The organism is Pseudomonas sp. LBUM1664 (assembly GCF_059695895.1).
The window spans coordinates 4,830,051-4,848,250 of the sequence record NZ_CP166791.1; the positions used below are offsets into that span (position 1 = coordinate 4,830,051).

Below are 18,200 nucleotides of genomic sequence, written 5' to 3' on the forward strand. Positions count from 1 at the left end.
AACTGTCAATTGGCCCGCCTGGCAGGTCAGTGGCGAGAAAAGTCGACGAAAGTAGCGATCACTTGGTCGATTTGCGCAGCACTCACATCCAGGTGGGTCACCATGCGCAGGCGTGGCGCAGCGCTGAGCTTGACGCCACGTTCAGCGGCAAACGCCTTGATCGCCTCGGCCCGCTCGCCCATTTGCACGTAAACCATGTTGGTCTGCACCGGCTCGACCTCGTAACCCGCCGCGCGCAAGCCCTCGGCGAGCCGCTGGGCATTGGCGTGGTCATCGGTCAGGCGCTGGACCTGATGTTCCAGGGCGTACAGCCCCGCCGCCGCCAAAATTCCGGCCTGGCGCATGCCACCGCCCACCATCTTGCGCAGCCGGCGCGCCTTGTCGATCAGCTCGACACTGCCGCAAAGGACCGAGCCAACAGGAGCGCCAAGGCCCTTGGACAGGCACACCGAAACCGAATCGAAATGCTGCGTGATTTGCCGGGCATCGACATTCAGCTTGACGGCGGCGTTGTACAACCGCGCGCCGTCCAGGTGCAGGGCCAGGCCGTTCTCCTGGGTAAACCGCCGAGCCCGGGCCAGGTAGTCCAGCGGCAGGACCTTGCCCTGCATGGTGTTTTCCAGGGCCAGCAGGCGGGTGCGGGCAAAGTGGAAGTCATCGGGTTTGATCGCTGCGGCGACTTGCGCCAGGTCCAGGGAGCCGTCCGCTTGCACCTCAAGAGGCTGAGGCTGGATCGAACCGAGCACGGCCGCCCCACCGCCTTCGTATTTGTAGGTGTGGGCCTGCTGGCCGACGATGTATTCATCGCCGCGCTCGCAGTGGGCCATCAATCCCAGCAGGTTACTCATGGTGCCCGTGGGCACAAACAGCGCCGCAGCGAACCCCAGGCGCCCGGCCAGTTCGGCTTCGAGGCGATTGACGGTCGGGTCTTCGCCATACACATCGTCACCGGTAGGCGCGCTGGCCATCGCATCCAGCATGGCGGCTGAAGGTTGGGTGACCGTGTCGCTGCGAAGATCGATAACACTCATGAGTCTGGCCTCGGGCTCTGGTAAGGAAATATCTTTCGAAGCGCAATTACTGCGGTCATGGTGATGAATAATCAAGACCGGCCAAAGGAAAAGACGCCGCGAACCAGCAGATTATTCGATATTAATCATCGTAAACGCGCCATGCGCGGTTTGGAAATATGTGTTAATAATCTTGCGCTGCCACAAACCAGTGGCGACAAAACGTTCTCAGGGCGGGGTGCAATTCCCCACCGGCGGTAATTGCACGCAACGTGCATAGCCCGCGAGCGCTTGGCGGTACACGGCTTTTTCGGTGTAACGGCAAGGTCAGCAGACCCGGTGTGATTCCGGGGCCGACGGTCATAGTCCGGATGAAGAGAGAACGGGATTGGCACCCAAGGGCCGCTTGCTACCGTCTGTACGCAGCGTACCCTCGAATCCCCTTCGATTCATGACGCCCTGTTTTTCACACAAACAGGAACCAGAACATGCAACCCACTGCAATCGACAGCAAAACCAAAAATCATTCGGGCGAGCGTGTTGCGTTCATCCAGGCCTGCTGGCACAAGGAAATCGTCGATCAGAGCCGTAAAGGCTTCGTCGCTGAAATGATCAGCCAGGGTTATCAGGAAAGCGATATCGATTTCTTCGAAGTCGGCGGCGCCTTCGAAATCCCGCTGCACGCCAAGCTGCTGGCCAAGTCGGGCCGTTATTCCGGCATCGTCGCCGCTGGCCTGGTGGTGGATGGAGGCATCTACCGTCACGAATTCGTCGCCCAATCGGTGATCAGCGGCCTGATGCAGGTTCAACTGGAAACCGAAGTGCCGGTGTTCTCGGTCGTGCTCACGCCGCATCACTTCCATGCCGGGGAAGAGCATCAGAAGTTCTTCTTCGAACACTTCGTGCATAAGGGTCAGGAAGCGGCGAAGACCTGCGCTGATACGCTGCACAAGACCCGGGCGTTGCGTCGTAGCGAACCGCGTACGATGGCTGGTATGAGCCACTAAACCCTGTAGGAGCGGGCTTGCTCGCGAAGCGGAGTATCAGTCGCTAGTGATGTCGACTGAAATACCGCCATCGCGAGCACGCTCGCTCCCACATTGATCGATGCTGGTCTTAGGCCAGGTTTTCTTCGGTAGCCGGCACGATCAGGATACCTGCCCGCAAGCCATTCTTGACCTTGGGGTTCGGGAAGATGATCCGGGCACCCTCTTCTTCGATCACCCAGCGGGTTTGGGCGATGTCTTCGGCCAGCACGTAACCTTTCCCAAGCTCCGAAAAATTCTCGATGTCCGCCGGCAAGTTCAGGCGGAAGCTATCACTGTGCTTGATGATCTCCCGCGCCACGCTGAACAGCTTAAGGCCATCCAACCCTTCGCCCAGCGCAGGTTCGTTGCCTTCGATGATCTGCTGCAGGCGGGTTTCCAGCAGACTGACGTTGACGCCATCGTTCTGCCCGAACGGCCGGGCCTTGCCCAGTTCCAGGGTAAAGGACTCGGCACCGAGCTGGTCGTAGGTGAAAGCGCTGAACACAATGGACGGTTTGTTCTGCAGCAGCACCGCTTCCATGCCCGCGGCGCGCAGCCGCGCCAGCTCACGACGTGAATGCTGACGACCTTCTTTCCATGGATACAGCGCGAATTGCTCGATTTTTGAGCCGCGGATGGCGGTGTGCAAGTCGTAATGCAGGCGGCTGCGATCTGGTCGGCTGAAGAAACTGGCGGCCAGTCGCTCCAGCTCACAGGCCCGCAGCGCCTCGGCGCCGCCACTCAGTTCATGGCGACCATTGAACAGTCGGTTGACGTCCTGCTCGACGAAACGCTCCCCGCGACGGATAGCCTCGGGGTTGCCGAACAGAAACAGAATGCGCGCCCGTGGCTTCAAATTCCCACGGGCAATGTCATGCAGCAGCCGGTCGAGCAACTCGATCGGTGCGGTTTCGTTGCCGTGGATACCGGCCGACAACAATAGGTCCAGGCCGTTATCCCAGGCTTCGGGCGGCTTGACCTCCAGCGCACCCTCGCTCAGCCAGCGCATCCGTACGCCTTCGACAGTCAGTTGAGTCTTCTCCGCCGGTTCACGGCCGGCGAGGGTCAGTTCAAGCAGTTTGCCGAGGGCGAGCATAGCGCGGTTCCTTAATGGTCGTGGCCGCAATCCGGGCCATGGACATGGTCATCGTCACCGACGTCCGCCGGTTCCATTTCCAGTTGCAGGCTCACCAGGTTGGTCGCCAATGGGCGCAGCAGCAGGTTGGCGTATTCCTCATCCCCTTCCTCGACGTCGACGCCGATCAGCAACTGACCGCGGCCGTCCTGCTGGATCCACAACTCCTTGCCCTGCCACATCACTGCAACGCGGGTGCAGGAGGTTTCCAGTTGGGTGCCGTCGGTGTCTTCAAGGATCAGCTGCAAAGTATCGCTCATGTTTTTACGTTCTCATCGGAAGATAAAGGCAACGCGCCCTACTTTGACTGTAGTCAGGTCGCGCGCGCTTTCAATTGATCTGGAAAGGATAAACCGCGCCAAGTTTAAGGATTTGTGTCAGCTCATCCAGTGCCGCACGGCATTCAAGCAGCAACTGCGGGTCCGCCAGATCGTTTTCGGTCATGCGGTCGCGGTAGTGCCGCTCGACCCAGTGGGTCAGCGAATCGTACAACGGCGCGGTCATGATAACGCCTGGGTTGACGGCCGCCAGTTCGGTTTCATTGAGGGCCACACGCAGCCTCAGGCAAGCCGGGCCACCACCGTTCTGCATACTCTGCTTGAGGTCGAAGACCTTCACTTCGCGAATAACCCCGCCAAACCCCGTCAGACCCTGCAGGTATTGCCAGACGCGTTCGTTGCTGCGGCATTCTTCCGGCACGATCAATAGCATCGAACCGTCGGGACGCGACAGCAGCTGGCTGTTGAACAGGTAGGAACGCACCGCGTCATCAACGGTAACCGCGGAACGCGGTACACACACAGCCTGAAATTTCCCACCGACTTTTGCCAGTTTGCTGCTCAGCTCGGCCAGCATCTTGTCGGTCTCGAGAAACGCATCCTCGTGGTAGAACAGTACTTCGCCGTTGCCCACTGCGATCACATCGTTGTGGAACACACCTTGGTCGATAACCGATGGGTTCTGTTGGGCGTACACCACGCCCTCTTCGCTCAGACCATGCAAGCGGGCGACGGCCTGGGACGCTTCCAGGGTCTGGCGTGCCGGGTACTTCTGGGGCGCCGGGTAACGGGTATCGAAGGCGCTGCGACCGAACACAAAGAATTCCACACCGGCTTCGCCGTATGCCCGGCAGAAACGGGTGTGGTTGGCCGCACCTTCGTCACCGAACTGCGCCACCGCCGGCAACGCAGCGTGATGGGCAAAGTGCTGCTGATTGGCAAACATCGCCCCCAATACGCGACTGGTGGTCGGGTGTTCAATGCTGCGATGGTATTTGCAGTTCAAGTTGGCGGCGGTGAAATGCACGCGGCCGTCGGCGGTGTCGGCGCTTGGGCTGACCGTGGCGGCGTTGGCCACCCACATGCTGGAGGCCGAGCAACTGGCGACCAACAGCGGCATCGCTTCTTTCGCGGCCTGCTGGATGACCTGGGCATCGCTGCCAGCAAAACCCAACCGGCGCAGAGCGGCCACGTCCGGGCGCTCTTGGGGCGCCAGCACACCTTGCTGAAAGCCCATGTCCATCAGCGCTTTCATTTTCGCCAGGCCCTGCAACGCCGCTTCCTTGGGGTTCGAGGATTGCTGGCTGTTGCTCTGGGACGCGACGTTGCCGTACGAAAGCCCGCCGTAGTTATGGGTCGGCCCCACTAGACCGTCAAAGTTGACTTCATAGGATTTCATCAGCGAGGCTCCACGAGAATCTGTTTTTTATAGGCATCAAGTAACAACCGCGTCGCGGCTATCGCGGGCAAGCCTTGCTCCCACAGGCTGTGCATCGTGCCTGTGGGAACAAGGCTTGCCCGCGATGGTGGTCTCAAGACATCCGCACGCCGGGGGTCAGGGCAGCCGGCATGACAAGGCTTGGGGTTTCCAGGGAAGCCACCGGGTACGCGCAGTAATCAGCCGCGTAATAAGCGCTGGCGCGATGGTTGCCCGAGGCGCCGACACCGCCGAACGGTGCGCTGCTGGCAGCCCCCGTCAGCTGTTTGTTCCAGTTGACGATGCCGGCACGGCTTTGCAGCCAGAACTGCTGGTAACGCTCTTGCGAATCCGACAGCAACCCGGCGGCCAGGCCATATTGAGTATTGTTGGCCTCGGTGATAGCCGCTGCGAAATCCTTGTAACGAATCACCTGCAGCAACGGCCCGAACAGCTCTTCGTCAGGACGCTCGGCCACAGCCGTCACATCCAGGATACCCGGCGTCAGCAATGCAGCCTGGGCCTGGGGTTGGGTCATGGCCAGCAGTGGCACAGCACCTTTGCCCAGCAAATGGTTTTGAGCGTCCATCAGCGCCTTCGCCGCGCCCAGGGAAACCACCGAGCCCATGAACGGTGCGGGTTGCTGGTCGAAAGCACCGACTTCAAGGGTCGAGCTGACCGCCACCAGACGCGCCAGCAACGCATCGCCCCACGCCCCTTCCGGCACCAACAGACGGCGCGCGCAGGTGCAGCGCTGGCCGGCAGAAATGAAAGCCGACTGGATAATGGTGTAGACCGCCGCGTCGACGTTCGCCACCTCATCCACCACCAGTGGATTGTTACCGCCCATTTCCAGTGCCAGGATCCTGTCCGGGCGACCGGAGAATTGTTGATGCAACAGATTGCCGGTACGGCTGGACCCGGTGAAGAACAGCCCGTCGATTCCCGGGTTCGCCGCCAGGGCGATACCGGTTTCCCGCGCACCTTGCAGCAGGTTCAGCACGCCCGCCGGCAGACCGGCCCAGGCCCAGCACTTGACCGTCAGCTCGGCGACTTTCGGGGTCAGCTCGCTCGGCTTGAACAGCACGCTGTTGCCAGCCAGCAGGGCCGGCACAATGTGACCGTTGGGCAAGTGGCCAGGGAAGTTGTAAGGGCCGAACACCGCCACCACACCGTGAGGTTTGTGGCGCAGTACGGCGGTGGCATCACCCAGGGGGCCGCTCTTTTCGCCGGTCCGCTCGCGGTAGCTCTGAACCGAAATCGCAACCTTGTTGATCATGGTGGTGACTTCGGTGGCCGCTTCCCACAATGGCTTACCGGTTTCTTCACCGATGCAATGGGCCAGTTCGTCAGCGTGGTTTTTCAGGGTTGCGGCAAAAGCTTCCAGCACCTGAATACGCTCATCCAGAGAGCGCCGGGCCCAATCCGGGAACGCTTGGCGCGCCGCCTGCACCGCTGACTCCACTTGCGCCGCCGTGGCGCCCTTTCCAGACCACAGCACTTGCTGGGTCACCGGGTTCAACGACTCAAAGACGTCGCCCTGGCCTTCCAACCAACTTCCTGCGATGTACAGCGACTTCATTATTTCGACTCCCGAGCAGCGGACAACGCAACGGCACGCACCTGATCGCCGGCGTTGAGTTGAAGACGTTTGGCGGTCAGTGGATCGACCACCAGAGTGCCCGCGGCAAAGCGCGCCGGTGCCGCCGTGATGCGGCAGTCTTCGCGCTTGCGGTTATGAATGAGGAACGGCGTGGCGTCATCGCCCGGCGTGCCGATGGCCAATACCAGCGCCTGGCTGTCGCGAATCGCGCGGATCTTGCCGGTCTCGCATTCCACGGCCGGGCCGGCGTCGAAGATGTCGACGTAGCCCTGATAACTGAAACCTTCACTCTTGAGCATCGACAGCGCAGGCTCGGTGTCGGGATGAACCTGGCCGATCACGGCCCGCGCATCCTCGGACAGGAAGCAGGTGTACAGCGGAAACTTGGGCATCAGTTCAGCAATAAATGCCTTGTTGCCCACACCGGTCAGGTAATCGGCCTGGCTGAACTCCATCTTGAAGAAATGCCGGCCCAGGCTTTCCCAAAATGGCGAACGACCGTTGTCGTCGGACATGCCGCGCATCTCGGCGATGATTTTGTTGCCAAACAAGTTCGGGAATTCGGCAATGAACAGCAACCGCGCCTTGGCCAGCATCCGGCCGTTGAGGCCATTGCGGTAATCGGCGTGCAGGAACAGCGAACACAGCTCGGAATTGCCGGTCAGGTCGTTGGCCAGGAACAGCGTCGGAATTTCCCGGTAGATGTTCAGTTCCTGGGAGGCGCTGACCGTCAGGCCGACCCGGAAGTTGTACCAGGGCTCACGCAGCCCCACGGCACCGGCGATGGCGGAAATACCCACCACGCGGCCGTCGTCGTCTTCGAGCACGAACAGGTAGTCCGCATCGCCACGCCCGGCTTCGCCGCGAAAGGTCTTCTCGGCCCAGCCGACCCGATGGGCCAGGCGCTCTTCGTTGGCCGGCAGGGTGGTCAGGCCGGTGCCAGTGCTGCGGGCCAGGGCGATCAGAGCGGGTAAATCGCTGCTGCGTACGGGACGAACGATCATGCTATCTCCTCAAACGGGCCGCTTGCGCCACCCGCGAAACTTCGCTGTAAGGCGTTAAACCGCTACCAGGCGCACGCTAGCACCTTCGCCAACACCCAAGGCTTCGGCGGCGCCCATGTCCAACGTCACAGGCTTGCCCGGCGCGTAATCGAGCTCGAGCAGCACGGCGCGGTAATCCTGTAACTGGGCATTGGCCACCAGGTATTGCCGACCGGCGCCCTTGACGGGTTCGCCGATCTTGACCGGCACCACTCGGCTCTGGGCAATCGAGCGGATCCCCGAGACACGGGCATGCAGGGTCGGACCACCGTCAAAGATGTCGATGTAATGATCGGTCTCGAAACCTTCGCGCATCAGGATGTCGAAGGTGATCTGCGCACGCGGATGGACCTGACCCATGGCTTCCTGGGCGGCGTCCGGCAACAGCGGCACGTAGATCGGGTAATGGGGCATCAGCTCGGCGAGGAAGGTGCGGCTTTTCAGCCCGCACAGACGCTCGGCGGCGGCGTAGTTGAGGTCGAAGAAGTTGCGACCGATGGCGTCCCAGAACGGCGAGTCGCCATTTTCATCGCTGTAACCGACGATCTCGGTCACCACCGAATCGGCAAACCGTTCCGGATGGCTGGCGACGAACAGCAGGCGCCCGCGGGAATTGAGCTCCGACCACGGCGACCCCACCAGCTCCGGCACCACATAGAAACTGGTCAACAGGCTGTTACCGGTCAAGTCGTGGCACTGGGAGAGCACGTGGATCTTGTTATGGATCTTCAATTCACGGGAGGCGTGAACGAAGGTCTCGTTGCGAAAACTATAGAACGGTTCGGAATAACCGGCCGAAGCGACGATGGCCGAACAGCCCGCCAATTTGCCGGTGGCGGTGTCTTCAAGGACGAAGAAATAGCTTTCTTCACCGTTGAAGCTGACTTCGGCGGCGAACGAGGCTTCGCTTGCGGCGATCTTGTCGCTCAGGCGTTCCACGTCATCCGGCAAGGAAGTGACACCGATCGGACTGTCCGCAGCCAGACGCTGTACCTCGCCCAGATCAGCCATTTGCGCGGGGCGCATCACCAGCATGGTGTCACTCCTTAACTTGAAATAAAGGGTTCGACCATTGGGTCGACGCAGAGAAAAAATACCGGACCGGCGACCCCACTGACTCAAGCGTGGGAGCCGGTCCAGGCTGTAAACAATCAGGCCTGAGTCAGTTTCGCCGCCGCCCGTTCGAAACGGTCCAGGCCGGCATCGATGTCGGCGTCTTCCACCACCAGGCTCGGGGCGAAACGAATCACGTCCGGGCCGGCTTGCAGAATCATCAGGCCTTCCTGTTCGGCGGCGTTGAAAATGTCCTTGGCCTTGCCTTTCCAGGCGTCGTTCAGCACGCAGCCAATCAGCAGCCCCAGGCCACGCACCTGGGTGAACAGGCCGTATTTCTCGCCGATCTGTTCCAGGCGAGCCTTGAACTTGTCATGCTTGGCTTTGACACCGCTGAGCACCTCAGGCGTATTGACCACATCGATCACCGCTTCGGCCACCGCACATGCCAGCGGGTTGCCGCCGTAAGTGGTGCCGTGGGTGCCGACGACCAAATGCTTGGCCAGCGCTTCGGTAGTGAGCATCGCCGCAATCGGGAAACCACCGCCCAGGCTCTTGGCGCTGGTGAGGATGTCCGGGACCACGCCGTAGTGCATGTACGCGAACAGCTCGCCGCTGCGGCCCATGCCGGTCTGCACTTCGTCGAACACCAGCAGCGCGTTGTGCGCATCGCACAGGTCGCGGGCGCCTTGCAGGTAAGCCAGATCGGCCGGCAGTACACCGCCCTCACCCTGGATCGGCTCCAACACCACGGCACAGGTCTTGTCCGAAACAGCCGCTTTCAAAGCCGCCAGGTCGTTGTATGGAACGTGGGTGATGCCGGTAATTTTAGGACCGAAACCGTCGGAGTACTTCGACTGCCCGCCAACGTTGACGGTGAACAGAGTACGACCGTGGAAGCTGTTGAGCGCAGCGATGATTTCGTACTTTTCGCTGCCGAAACGATCGAAAGCGACGCGACGGGCCAGCTTGAAGGCGGCCTCGTTGGCTTCGGCGCCGGAGTTGCAGAAGAACGCGCGCTCGGCAAAGGTTGCGTCAATCAGCTTATGGGCCAGGCGCAGGGCCGGCTCATTGGTGAAGACGTTGGACACGTGCCACAGCTTATTGGCCTGCTCAGTCAGGGCGCCGACCAGCGCCGGGTGGGCGTGGCCCAGTACGTTGACTGCGATACCGCCAGCGAAGTCGATCAACTCACGACCGGACTGGTCCCATACGCGGGAACCGGCACCACGCACAGGTATGAAGGCAGCAGGTGCATAGTTGGGAACCATAACCTGGTCGAAATCGGCGCGTTGTACCGCGGCTTGCTCAACGGACATCGGAGTCTCCTGAAGAGGAACACCCGCCTGAAACTGGCGAGCTTGGTGAGGATTGTAAGGACAGTTTTCAGCCCGGCCTTGCCGCCAAGCGACAACTTCTTATAGCGCCAACCCCCGTTTTTAGCGGGTTTATGGCAATGCGACAAATAGCGTCGCAAAGGCGCAGTTTAAACGTTGGCAGCGGATTTGAGGCGCCCGCCTCGAGATTTGATTCAGACGCTTTCCCTTGCCAGGCACAACACTTGTGGCGAGGGGATTTATCTGTGGGAGCAAAGCTTGCTCCCACAGGCCTTGCTCCCACAGCTCCCCTCGCCACGGGGAAGTTGTGCCAGCCTAGCCCCGCTCGGACGGCACCGAGGACAATTCGAACGGGCTGCTGCTGCGCCGCTGGTTACGATCTTCCCGAGGCGTGGCGCCAAAGAAGTTGCGATAGGCGCTGGAGAAATGCGGCCCCGAGGAAAAACCGCAGGACAGGCCGATCTGGATGATGGATTTGCTGGTTTGCATCAGCATCTGCCGGGCCTTGTTCAGGCGCAGCTCCAAGTAGTACTGGCTCGGCACGCGGTTGAGGTATTGCTTGAAGATCCGTTCCAGTTGCCGACGGGACACGCACACATGCTGGGCGATTTCATCGGTGGTCAGCGGCTCTTCGATGTTGGCCTCCATCAACAACACCGCCTGGGTGAGCTTCGGATGGCTGGAGCCGAGACGGTTCTGCAACGGGATGCGCTGACGCTCGCCGCCCTCACGGATACGCTCGACCACCAGTTCTTCCGACACCGCACCGGCCAGTTCCGCGCCGTGATCCCGGGCCAGCACCGCCAGCAGCAAGTCGAGCACCGACATGCCGCCGCAAGCGCTCAGGCGATCGCGATCCCAATCGAACAGGTGGCTGGTGGCGATGACCTTGGGGAAACGCTCGGAGAAGTCATCCTGCCAGCGCCAGTGCACGGCGGCGCGGTAACCGTCGAGCAAACCCAACTGGGCCAAGGGGTAGACGCCGGCGGACAAGCCACCGATCACGCAACCGGCACGCACCAGTTGCTTGAGTGCGCTGCTCAGGGGCGAGGCCAGGGTGGTCGGCGGCTCATCGGCCAACAGGAAAAGCTTCTGGAAGCCTTCGAGCTTGCCGGCCCAGGGCTCGCCGGGTAACTGCCAGGCGCCTTCGGCCGGCGGTTCGGCCTGCAAAAACGACAGTTCATAGACCACGTCCGGATGCACCCGCTGAGCGACACGCAAGGCCTCCTCAGCCAGCGCCAGCGTCAAGGCTTTAGTGCTGGGCCAAATCAGGAAACCTATTCGATGGGCAGTCATGGCGGGCAATCCGAAGCAAAACAGTGTTAAAGCCGAAAGCGGCTGCAACCAAATTAGACCATCTGGCGCGCGGTGCGCAGCATGACCTGAATCAGGTGCGTAACGGGAGCGATTACTTGAGGCTGCCCGAAAGAAATTGTTGCAGGCGCTCCGATTGCGGATTGACCAGCACTTCGCGCGGGTTGCCGCTTTCTTCGACGATGCCTTTATGCAGGAATACCAGCTGGTTCGACACTTCGCGGGCAAAACCCATTTCGTGAGTCACCACCACCATGGTCCGGCCTTCCAGGGCCAGGGCCTGCATCACCTTGAGCACATCGCCCACCAACTCCGGGTCGAGTGCCGAAGTCGGCTCGTCGAACAGCATGACCTCAGGCTCCATCGCCAGCGCACGGGCAATCGCCACGCGCTGCTGTTCGCCGCCGGACATGTGGCCCGGATAGGCGTCCTTGCGGTGGGCCACGCCGACCTTGTTCAGGTAATGCTCAGCCTTTTCGCGAGCCTCGGCCTTGGGCACGCCCAGCACATGCACCGGCGCTTCCATGATGTTTTCCAGCGCGGTCATGTGCGACCACAGGTTGAAATGCTGGAACACCATCGACAGCCGCGAGCGCATGCGCTGCAGTTGCTTGGGGTCCGCAGCCTTCAATGCGCCGTCCTTGCCGGCGACCAGTTTCAGCTCTTCATTGTTGAGCAGAATCTTGCCGGCATGGGGTTGCTCAAGCAGGTTGATGCAACGCAGGAAGGTACTTTTGCCGGAGCCACTGGAGCCGATGATGCTGATCACATCGCCGGCGGCGGCTTTCAGGGACACGCCCTTGAGCACTTCGTGACTGCCATAGCGTTTATGCAGGTCTTGGACTTCAAGCTTGTACATGCGGTCGGTTCTCACAAAACGTCAGTCGTTGAGCAGTCGATCGGATCGATGCGTTATCAGTGCTTGCGCGGGGCCAGGTAACCCAGCCAGCGGCGCTCGGCCAGTTTGAACAGGCGCACCAGGATGAAGGTCAGGCACAAGTAGAAAACGCCGGCCGTGATGTAAGCCTCGAACGGCAAGTAATACTGCGCATTCACCGTGCGGGCGGCTCCGGTGATGTCGATCAGGGTCACGATGGACGCCAGACTGGTGGTTTGCAGCATCATGATCACTTCGTTGCTGTATTGCGGCAGCGCCCGGCGCAGGGCCGACGGCAGCAGGATCCGGCGATACAACTTGTAGCGTGACATGCCCATGGCCTTGGCCGCTTCGATCTCACCGTTGGGCGTGGCCCGCAGGCTGCCGGCGATGATTTCGGCGGTGTAGGCGCTGGTGTTGATGGCGAACGCCAGGCACGCACAGAAAGTTGCGCTGGACAGCCACGGCCAGAGGAAGCTCTCACGCACGGCTTGGAACTGCGCCAGCCCGTAGTAGATCAGGAACAGTTGCACCAGCATCGGCGTGCCGCGAATCACATAGGTGTAGAGCCAGGCGGTCATGTTGACGACCGGCTGCTTGGATACCCGCATCAGCCCCAGGGGCAGCGCCGCCAGCAGACCGAAGAACAGCGACAAGGCCAGCAGCTTCAAGGTGGTCAGCAGGCCACCGAAGTACAGCGGCAAGGCTTCATAGATGACGTTGTAGTCGAAGATCATAGATCAGCCGCCCTTACGCCTACCGAGTAGCGCTTCTCAAGGTGACGCAATGCCAGCAACGAGACACTGGTGATCACCAGGTACATCGCCGCCACTGCCAGGAAGAAGGTGAAAGGCTCACGGGTGGCATCCGCCGCCTGCTTGGCCTTGAACATCATGTCTTGCAGGCCCACCACCGAAATCAGCGCCGTAGCCTTGGTCAACACCAGCCAGTTGTTGGTGAAGCCCGGAATCGCCAGGCGAATCATCTGCGGCACCATCACCCGGAAAAACACCTGGAACCCGTTCATGCCGTACGCCATGCCCGCCTCGGCCTGCCCCTTGGGGATCGCCATGAACGCGCCGCGAAAGGTTTCCGACAGATAAGCACCGAAGATGAAACCCAGGGTGCCGATACCGGCCGCCAACGGGTTCAGGTCGATGTAATCGTCATAACCGAGCATCGGCGCCACGCGGTTGAGCAGGTCCTGGCCACCGTAAAAAATCAGCAAGATCAACACCAGGTCGGGAATGCCGCGAATGACCGTGGAATACAGGTCGCCCAGCCACGCCAGCCAGCGCACCGGCGAAAGGCGCAATGCGACGCCGATCAGCCCCAGGACGATGGCCAGGGCCATGGACGACAAGGCGAGCTGAAGCGTCAACCATGCGCCATCGAGGATGACAGCCCCGTAGCCTTTCAACATGATTCAGGTCCTCGAAAGTGGGATGAAAAAATGGCGCAAACCGCAGAAATCCTGTTGCTTGCGCCATCTCGCACGAGTGACGGGACGTCGTTACTGGCCGTAGATATCGAAGGCGAAGTATTTGTCCTGGATTTGCTTGTACTTGCCGTTCTGGCGAATGGCGGTGATCGCGCTGTTGATCTTGTCTTTCAGCGCATCGCCCTTGCGAACCGCAATGCCTACACCGTCGCCGAAGTATTTGACGTCGGTAAAGGCCGGGCCCACGAACGCAAAGCCCTTGCCGGCGTCGGTCTTCAGGAAGCCGTCATCCAACAGGGTGGCGTCTGCCAGGGTGCCGTCGAGACGGCCGGCGGAGACGTCCAGGTAGATTTCGTTCTGCGAGCCGTATGGCTTGATCTCGGCACCCAGCGGGGCCAGGACTTCACGGGCGAAACGCTCATGGATCGAACCACGCTGCACGCCGATGTTCTTGCCCTTGAGCTCGGCCAGGCTCTCGCTGACCTGGGTGCCGGCCTTCATCACCAGGCGGGCCGGGGTGTTGTAGTACTTGTTGGTGAAATCAACGGATTTCTTGCGATCTTCAGTGATCGACATGGAGGACAGGATCGCGTCGATCTTGCGGACCTTGAGGGCCGGGATCAGACCGTCGAATTCCTGCTCGACCCACACGCACTTGACCTTCATCTCTTCGCACAGCGCATTGCCGATGTCGTAGTCAAAACCGACGATGCTGCCATCCGGGGCTTTGGAGGCAAACGGAGGGTAAGCCGCTTCGATACCGATTTTCAGAGGCTTTTCATCGGCGAATGTCGGCAGGGACAGCACGGACAGTGCCAGGGCGCCAAGCAGCACAAGTTTCTTCATCTTGGGACTCCATCGGTAAAGGGCGAAAACGGCAGAGTGAGCAACAGCCCAATATGCGAATGGGTGGAACGAACTTTGGTGCTGCGTCCTAGGAAGCGCACGTTAATTCAACGCGGGCCACGACGAGCGAGTGATCGGCATTCTAACGACAGGCCCGAAGCCGATATTTCTTCAATGCGACAACAAATTACAGAAGCACCGAGAAAGCTGTTCGAGCACATTGACAGCCCCGCAAATTCATGCAAGAGCAAAAGAAAGGTAACCGATCTATATTGCAATTAGCGGGCCCATTATTCGCAAACCCTTCTAATCCGGCAAGCACAGCGTGTCGCCTTATTTTACAAGCCGTATGAGAGGCCCTGGAACAGGGCATCGCGTTTCCCATCGCCCCGTTATGGCGCCTTTGGTTACACATTTCCAAACGTCGGTAACGTTCAGAAGCGTCCTACTTTGAAGGTCGATATTTATTCGCAGACTGCTCTAGCCACGCTGAGTTGTGGGAGCAAAGCTTGCTCCCACAACTCAGGGATAAATCCCCTCTCCACAAAGATCCGCGCCGGACGCGTAAAAAAGCCCCGCCCGGCAAATGCCGGGCGAGGCTTTCATGCGCCACAAACCGTCGTCAGGCGGCGTTCATGGTCTTGTGCGTCTCGATCAAATGCGCCACCACACCTGGGTCGGCCAGCGTGGAGATATCACCCAACCCGTCGTACTCCGCCGTGGCGATCTTGCGCAGGATGCGGCGCATGATCTTGCCAGAGCGGGTTTTCGGCAGGCCCGGGGCCCACTGGATAACATCCGGCGATGCGATCGGACCGATCTCCTTGCGCACCCAGTTTTTCAGTTCCAGGCGCAGGGCCTCGCTGGTTTCTTCGCCGGCATTGAGGGTGACGTAGACATAAATGCCCTGCCCCTTGATGTCGTGCGGCACACCCACCACCGCCGCTTCGGCGACTTTCGGGTGAGCGACCATGGCGCTTTCAATCTCGGCCGTGCCCATCCGGTGACCCGACACGTTGAGCACGTCATCCACCCGACCGGTGATCCAGTAGTAGCCGTCCTCGTCGCGACGAGCACCGTCCCCGGTGAAGTACATGCCGCTGAAGGTCTTGAAATAGGTGTCGACAAAACGGTCGTGGTCGCCGTACAGCGTACGCGCCTGGCCCGGCCACGAGTCGAGGATTACCAGGTTGCCTTCGGCCGCGCCTTCGATCAGGTTGCCGAGGTTGTCCACCAGCGCCGGCACCACACCAAAGAACGGACGAGTGGCCGAACCCGGTTTCAACGCCGTGGCGCCCGGCAACGGGCTGATCAGCACGCCACCGGTTTCGGTCTGCCACCAGGTGTCGACGATCGGGCAACGTTCCTTGCCGACATTCTTGTAGTACCAGTCCCAGGCTTCCGGGTTGATCGGCTCGCCCACCGAACCCAACAGGCGCAGGCTGCTGCCATCGGCGCCTTCGACTGCGGCGGTGCCCGAAGCCATCATCGCGCGGATGGCGGTCGGCGCGGTGTAGAGGATGTTGACCTTGTGCTTGTCGATGACCTTGGCCACCCGGGTGATGTCCGGGTAGTTCGGCACGCCTTCGAACAACAGCGTGGTCGCGCCATTGGCCAGCGGGCCGTAGACGATATAGCTGTGGCCGGTGACCCAGCCAACGTCGGCGGTGCACCAGTAGACGTCACCTGGCTTGTAATCGAACACCCGCTCATGGGTCAGCGCCGCATACAACAGATAGCCGGCCGTGGTGTGCTGCACGCCCTTGGGCTTGCCGGTAGAACCGGAGGTGTAGAGGATGAACAGTGCTTCTTCAGCGCCCATTTCCTTCGGCGCGCAGACCGTACCAGCCACTTTCATCAGGTCTTCGTACCAGATGTCACGGTGCTGGTTCCACTTGATGCTGCCACCGGTGCGCTTGCACACGATGACTTTCTGGATGCTGCTGGTTTCCGGGTTGGTCAGCGCGTCGTCGACGTTGGCCTTGAGCGGGATCTTCTTGCCGGCGCGAAGACCTTCGTCGGCGGTGATCACCACTTTGGATTTGCAGTCGATGATCCGGCCGGCCAGTGCCTCCGGCGAGAAACCGCCGAACACCACCGAGTGAATCGCGCCGATCCGGGCACAGGCCAGCATGGCGACCACGGCCTCGGGGATCATCGGCATATAAATCGTCACCACGTCGCCGCGATGCACATCCTGACCGCGCAGGGCGTTGGCGAACTTGCAGACTTGTTCATGCAGCTCGCGATAGGTGATGTTGCGGCTCTCGGCAGGGTCATCGCCCTCCCAGATAATCGCAACCTGATCGCCACGCTCGGCCAGATGACGGTCGAGGCAGTTGTAGGAAACGTTCAAGGTGCCGTCGGCAAACCACTTGATGTCGACGTGGTGATCGTCGAAAGAAGTCTGTTTCACCGTGGTGAAAGGCTTGATCCAGTCGAGGCGCTTGGCCTGCTCGCGCCAGAAGCCATCCGGGTTGACGACCGACTGCTGGTACATCGCCTTGTAGGTTGCCTCGTCAGTCAACGTACTGGCCGCAACCTCGGGGCGAACGGGATACAGAGAAGCCGCACTCATCTTTCTTACCTCGGAGACATAGTTGTTTTTGTATGGTCCCGTTGTAGCCCGGGGCGGGCCTATAGAACCATTCGACGATGGTAGTAACAAGTCCCTACAAAATGTCGGTACTAACCCAAAACCCCTGTGGGAGCGGGCTTGCTCGCAATGGCGGCCGCTCATCCAACATTGATCGACCAGACAGCCACTCACTCTCCAGGCGATTATTACCAGATCAACCAATAGTGTTTATCAAAACCACGGCTTTTTGCGACCCGCCTTGCTCCCTAAAATCCACCTCGCCAACCGGCAAACACGATTAACGCATTACAGCCCCCACGAAGGCCGTTAATCAAACCTCCAAAACTTGCTCCACACGCAACCCCAAAAAGGTTGCGTGACCCCACTCGACCTCAAAAAAGGTGAATTAGATGAAAGCTTTATGGGTTCTGGTCCTCGGCAGCCTTTGCGCCAGCGCGATGGCAGACGAGGCCCCGACCGATGTCGCACAGCAAAAACCGGCCATTGAGGAGTACACCTATTCCACCCACCTGGACATCGCCAAAGTCATCTCCATGAGCGAGATCCCGGATGTCTGCGAAGTGGTCCCGGCGAAGATGGAATACGACGATTCCAAAGGCCAGCGCCACATCCTGCGCTACAGCGTCATGGGCAACGGCTGCTCCAACGGCTGATTGACTGTTAAACGGACCTGGAGCAACCACCATGAAAAAACTGATCCTCGCCCTGACCCTCTCCGTACTGGCTGCCAATACTTTCGCCGCCGACGGTTTTGATCGCACCGGCTCCGCTGTGGCTGCCGATGGTTACGACCGTACGGGCTCAGCTGTCGCCGCTGACGGTTACGATCGCACCGGTTCAGAGCGCATCGGCTGATCATTACTGGCATTTTCCATGGCCCGATTTCGATTGGGCCTGGTTGTGTCTGGAGCCGCCGAAAAGCCTCCACAAACACAACATGTAGTGCAAAACCTCAAAAAACGTTCGTTTTTTGATCAAAAACAACCACCATCCAATCCATGCAAAAAAAATCTTCGACGGCCAAAGCCTTGTAAACCCTCGCTCCCACGCGGATCTACCGCCCACCACCACCTCCGTGGGCTATTTCGCCGCAGCACGTAGGCAAAAAAGTCCTTATAATGCCGCCTTAAACGGGCCTGCAATATTCCCTTACAGGGATCAAACCAGCCTGAAGCCCACGCAAAGGCCCAATCGCCTCTTCGCGTTCACAGCCGCTTCA

General features: G+C 60.2%; 17 protein-coding genes and 1 riboswitch. Of the genes, 3 read left to right on the forward strand and 14 right to left on the reverse strand.

Annotation, left to right across the window (positions count from 1 at the left end):
• Positions 1-26 precede the first annotated feature (26 nt).
• Positions 27-1,031 carry a low-specificity L-threonine aldolase gene (gene ltaE, locus ACA047_RS22620; protein ID WP_497353117.1) on the reverse strand — a complete coding sequence of 335 codons (1,005 nt, stop codon included), beginning with the start codon at positions 1,029-1,031 and terminating at the stop codon, positions 27-29.
• A 199-nt stretch (positions 1,032-1,230) separates the two neighbouring features.
• Positions 1,231-1,398: riboswitch (FMN riboswitch) on the forward strand.
• Between the two features lie 100 nt (positions 1,399-1,498).
• Here ltaE and ACA047_RS22625 point away from each other — a divergent pair.
• Positions 1,499-2,017, forward strand: coding sequence for a 6,7-dimethyl-8-ribityllumazine synthase (locus tag ACA047_RS22625; protein ID WP_497353119.1), 519 nt, complete (start codon positions 1,499-1,501; stop codon positions 2,015-2,017).
• Positions 2,018-2,126: 109 nt separating this feature from the next.
• Here the strand turns inward: ACA047_RS22625 and astE are convergent, their stop codons facing one another.
• The 13 genes from astE to acs all read right to left on the reverse strand — a co-directional run bounded on the left by astE (position 2,127) and on the right by acs (position 16,960).
• On the reverse strand, positions 2,127-3,134 hold the full coding sequence (astE, locus tag ACA047_RS22630; protein WP_497353121.1) for a succinylglutamate desuccinylase: 1,008 nt from the start codon (positions 3,132-3,134) through the stop codon (positions 2,127-2,129).
• Positions 3,135-3,145: 11 nt separating this feature from the next.
• Complete coding sequence (locus ACA047_RS22635) at positions 3,146-3,433, reverse strand: hypothetical protein (RefSeq protein WP_003178862.1); 288 nt, start codon at positions 3,431-3,433, stop codon at positions 3,146-3,148.
• Between the two features lie 70 nt (positions 3,434-3,503).
• Positions 3,504-4,850, reverse strand: a complete 1,347-nt coding sequence (gene astB, locus ACA047_RS22640) for an N-succinylarginine dihydrolase (RefSeq protein ID WP_497353123.1) — start codon at positions 4,848-4,850, stop codon at positions 3,504-3,506.
• A gap of 133 nt (positions 4,851-4,983) precedes the next feature.
• Positions 4,984-6,453, reverse strand: coding sequence for a succinylglutamate-semialdehyde dehydrogenase (astD, locus tag ACA047_RS22645; RefSeq protein WP_497360500.1), 1,470 nt, complete (start codon positions 6,451-6,453; stop codon positions 4,984-4,986).
• Entirely contained in the window at positions 6,450-7,475 is a 1,026-nt protein-coding gene (astA, locus tag ACA047_RS22650) for an arginine N-succinyltransferase (RefSeq protein ID WP_497353125.1), read from the reverse strand. Before astA ends, astD begins: the two co-directional genes overlap by 4 nt.
• 54 nt (positions 7,476-7,529) lie before the next feature.
• Positions 7,530-8,549, reverse strand: a complete 1,020-nt coding sequence (gene aruF / locus ACA047_RS22655) for an arginine/ornithine succinyltransferase subunit alpha (protein WP_497353127.1) — start codon at positions 8,547-8,549, stop codon at positions 7,530-7,532.
• A gap of 116 nt (positions 8,550-8,665) precedes the next feature.
• Positions 8,666-9,886, reverse strand: a complete 1,221-nt coding sequence (locus ACA047_RS22660; protein WP_497353129.1) for an aspartate aminotransferase family protein — start codon at positions 9,884-9,886, stop codon at positions 8,666-8,668.
• 333 nt (positions 9,887-10,219) lie between these two features.
• Positions 10,220-11,200 carry a GlxA family transcriptional regulator gene (locus ACA047_RS22665; protein WP_497353131.1) on the reverse strand — a complete coding sequence of 327 codons (981 nt, stop codon included), beginning with the start codon at positions 11,198-11,200 and terminating at the stop codon, positions 10,220-10,222.
• Positions 11,201-11,312: 112 nt separating this feature from the next.
• Positions 11,313-12,077, reverse strand: coding sequence for an ABC transporter ATP-binding protein (locus ACA047_RS22670; protein ID WP_497353133.1), 765 nt, complete (start codon positions 12,075-12,077; stop codon positions 11,313-11,315).
• A gap of 56 nt (positions 12,078-12,133) precedes the next feature.
• A complete protein-coding gene (locus ACA047_RS22675) occupies positions 12,134-12,832 on the reverse strand; it encodes an ABC transporter permease (protein WP_497353135.1) in 699 nt (232 codons plus the stop codon).
• Positions 12,829-13,518 carry an ABC transporter permease gene (locus ACA047_RS22680; protein WP_215008046.1) on the reverse strand — a complete coding sequence of 230 codons (690 nt, stop codon included), beginning with the start codon at positions 13,516-13,518 and terminating at the stop codon, positions 12,829-12,831. The genes ACA047_RS22675 and ACA047_RS22680 overlap by 4 nt, the downstream gene beginning before the upstream one ends.
• A 90-nt stretch (positions 13,519-13,608) precedes the next feature.
• Positions 13,609-14,382, reverse strand: coding sequence for an ABC transporter substrate-binding protein (locus tag ACA047_RS22685; RefSeq protein ID WP_497353138.1), 774 nt, complete (start codon positions 14,380-14,382; stop codon positions 13,609-13,611).
• 622 nt (positions 14,383-15,004) lie between these two features.
• Entirely contained in the window at positions 15,005-16,960 is a 1,956-nt protein-coding gene (gene acs, locus ACA047_RS22690; RefSeq protein ID WP_497353140.1) for an acetate--CoA ligase, read from the reverse strand.
• A gap of 410 nt (positions 16,961-17,370) precedes the next feature.
• Between acs and ACA047_RS22695 the strand changes: the two genes are divergently transcribed.
• Positions 17,371-17,634: a DUF2790 domain-containing protein gene (locus ACA047_RS22695; protein ID WP_497353142.1), complete on the forward strand. Its 264-nt coding sequence runs from the start codon at positions 17,371-17,373 to the stop codon at positions 17,632-17,634.
• A gap of 31 nt (positions 17,635-17,665) precedes the next feature.
• Positions 17,666-17,836: a hypothetical protein gene (locus tag ACA047_RS22700; RefSeq protein WP_497353144.1), complete on the forward strand. Its 171-nt coding sequence runs from the start codon at positions 17,666-17,668 to the stop codon at positions 17,834-17,836.
• Positions 17,837-18,200: the final 364 nt, after the last annotated feature.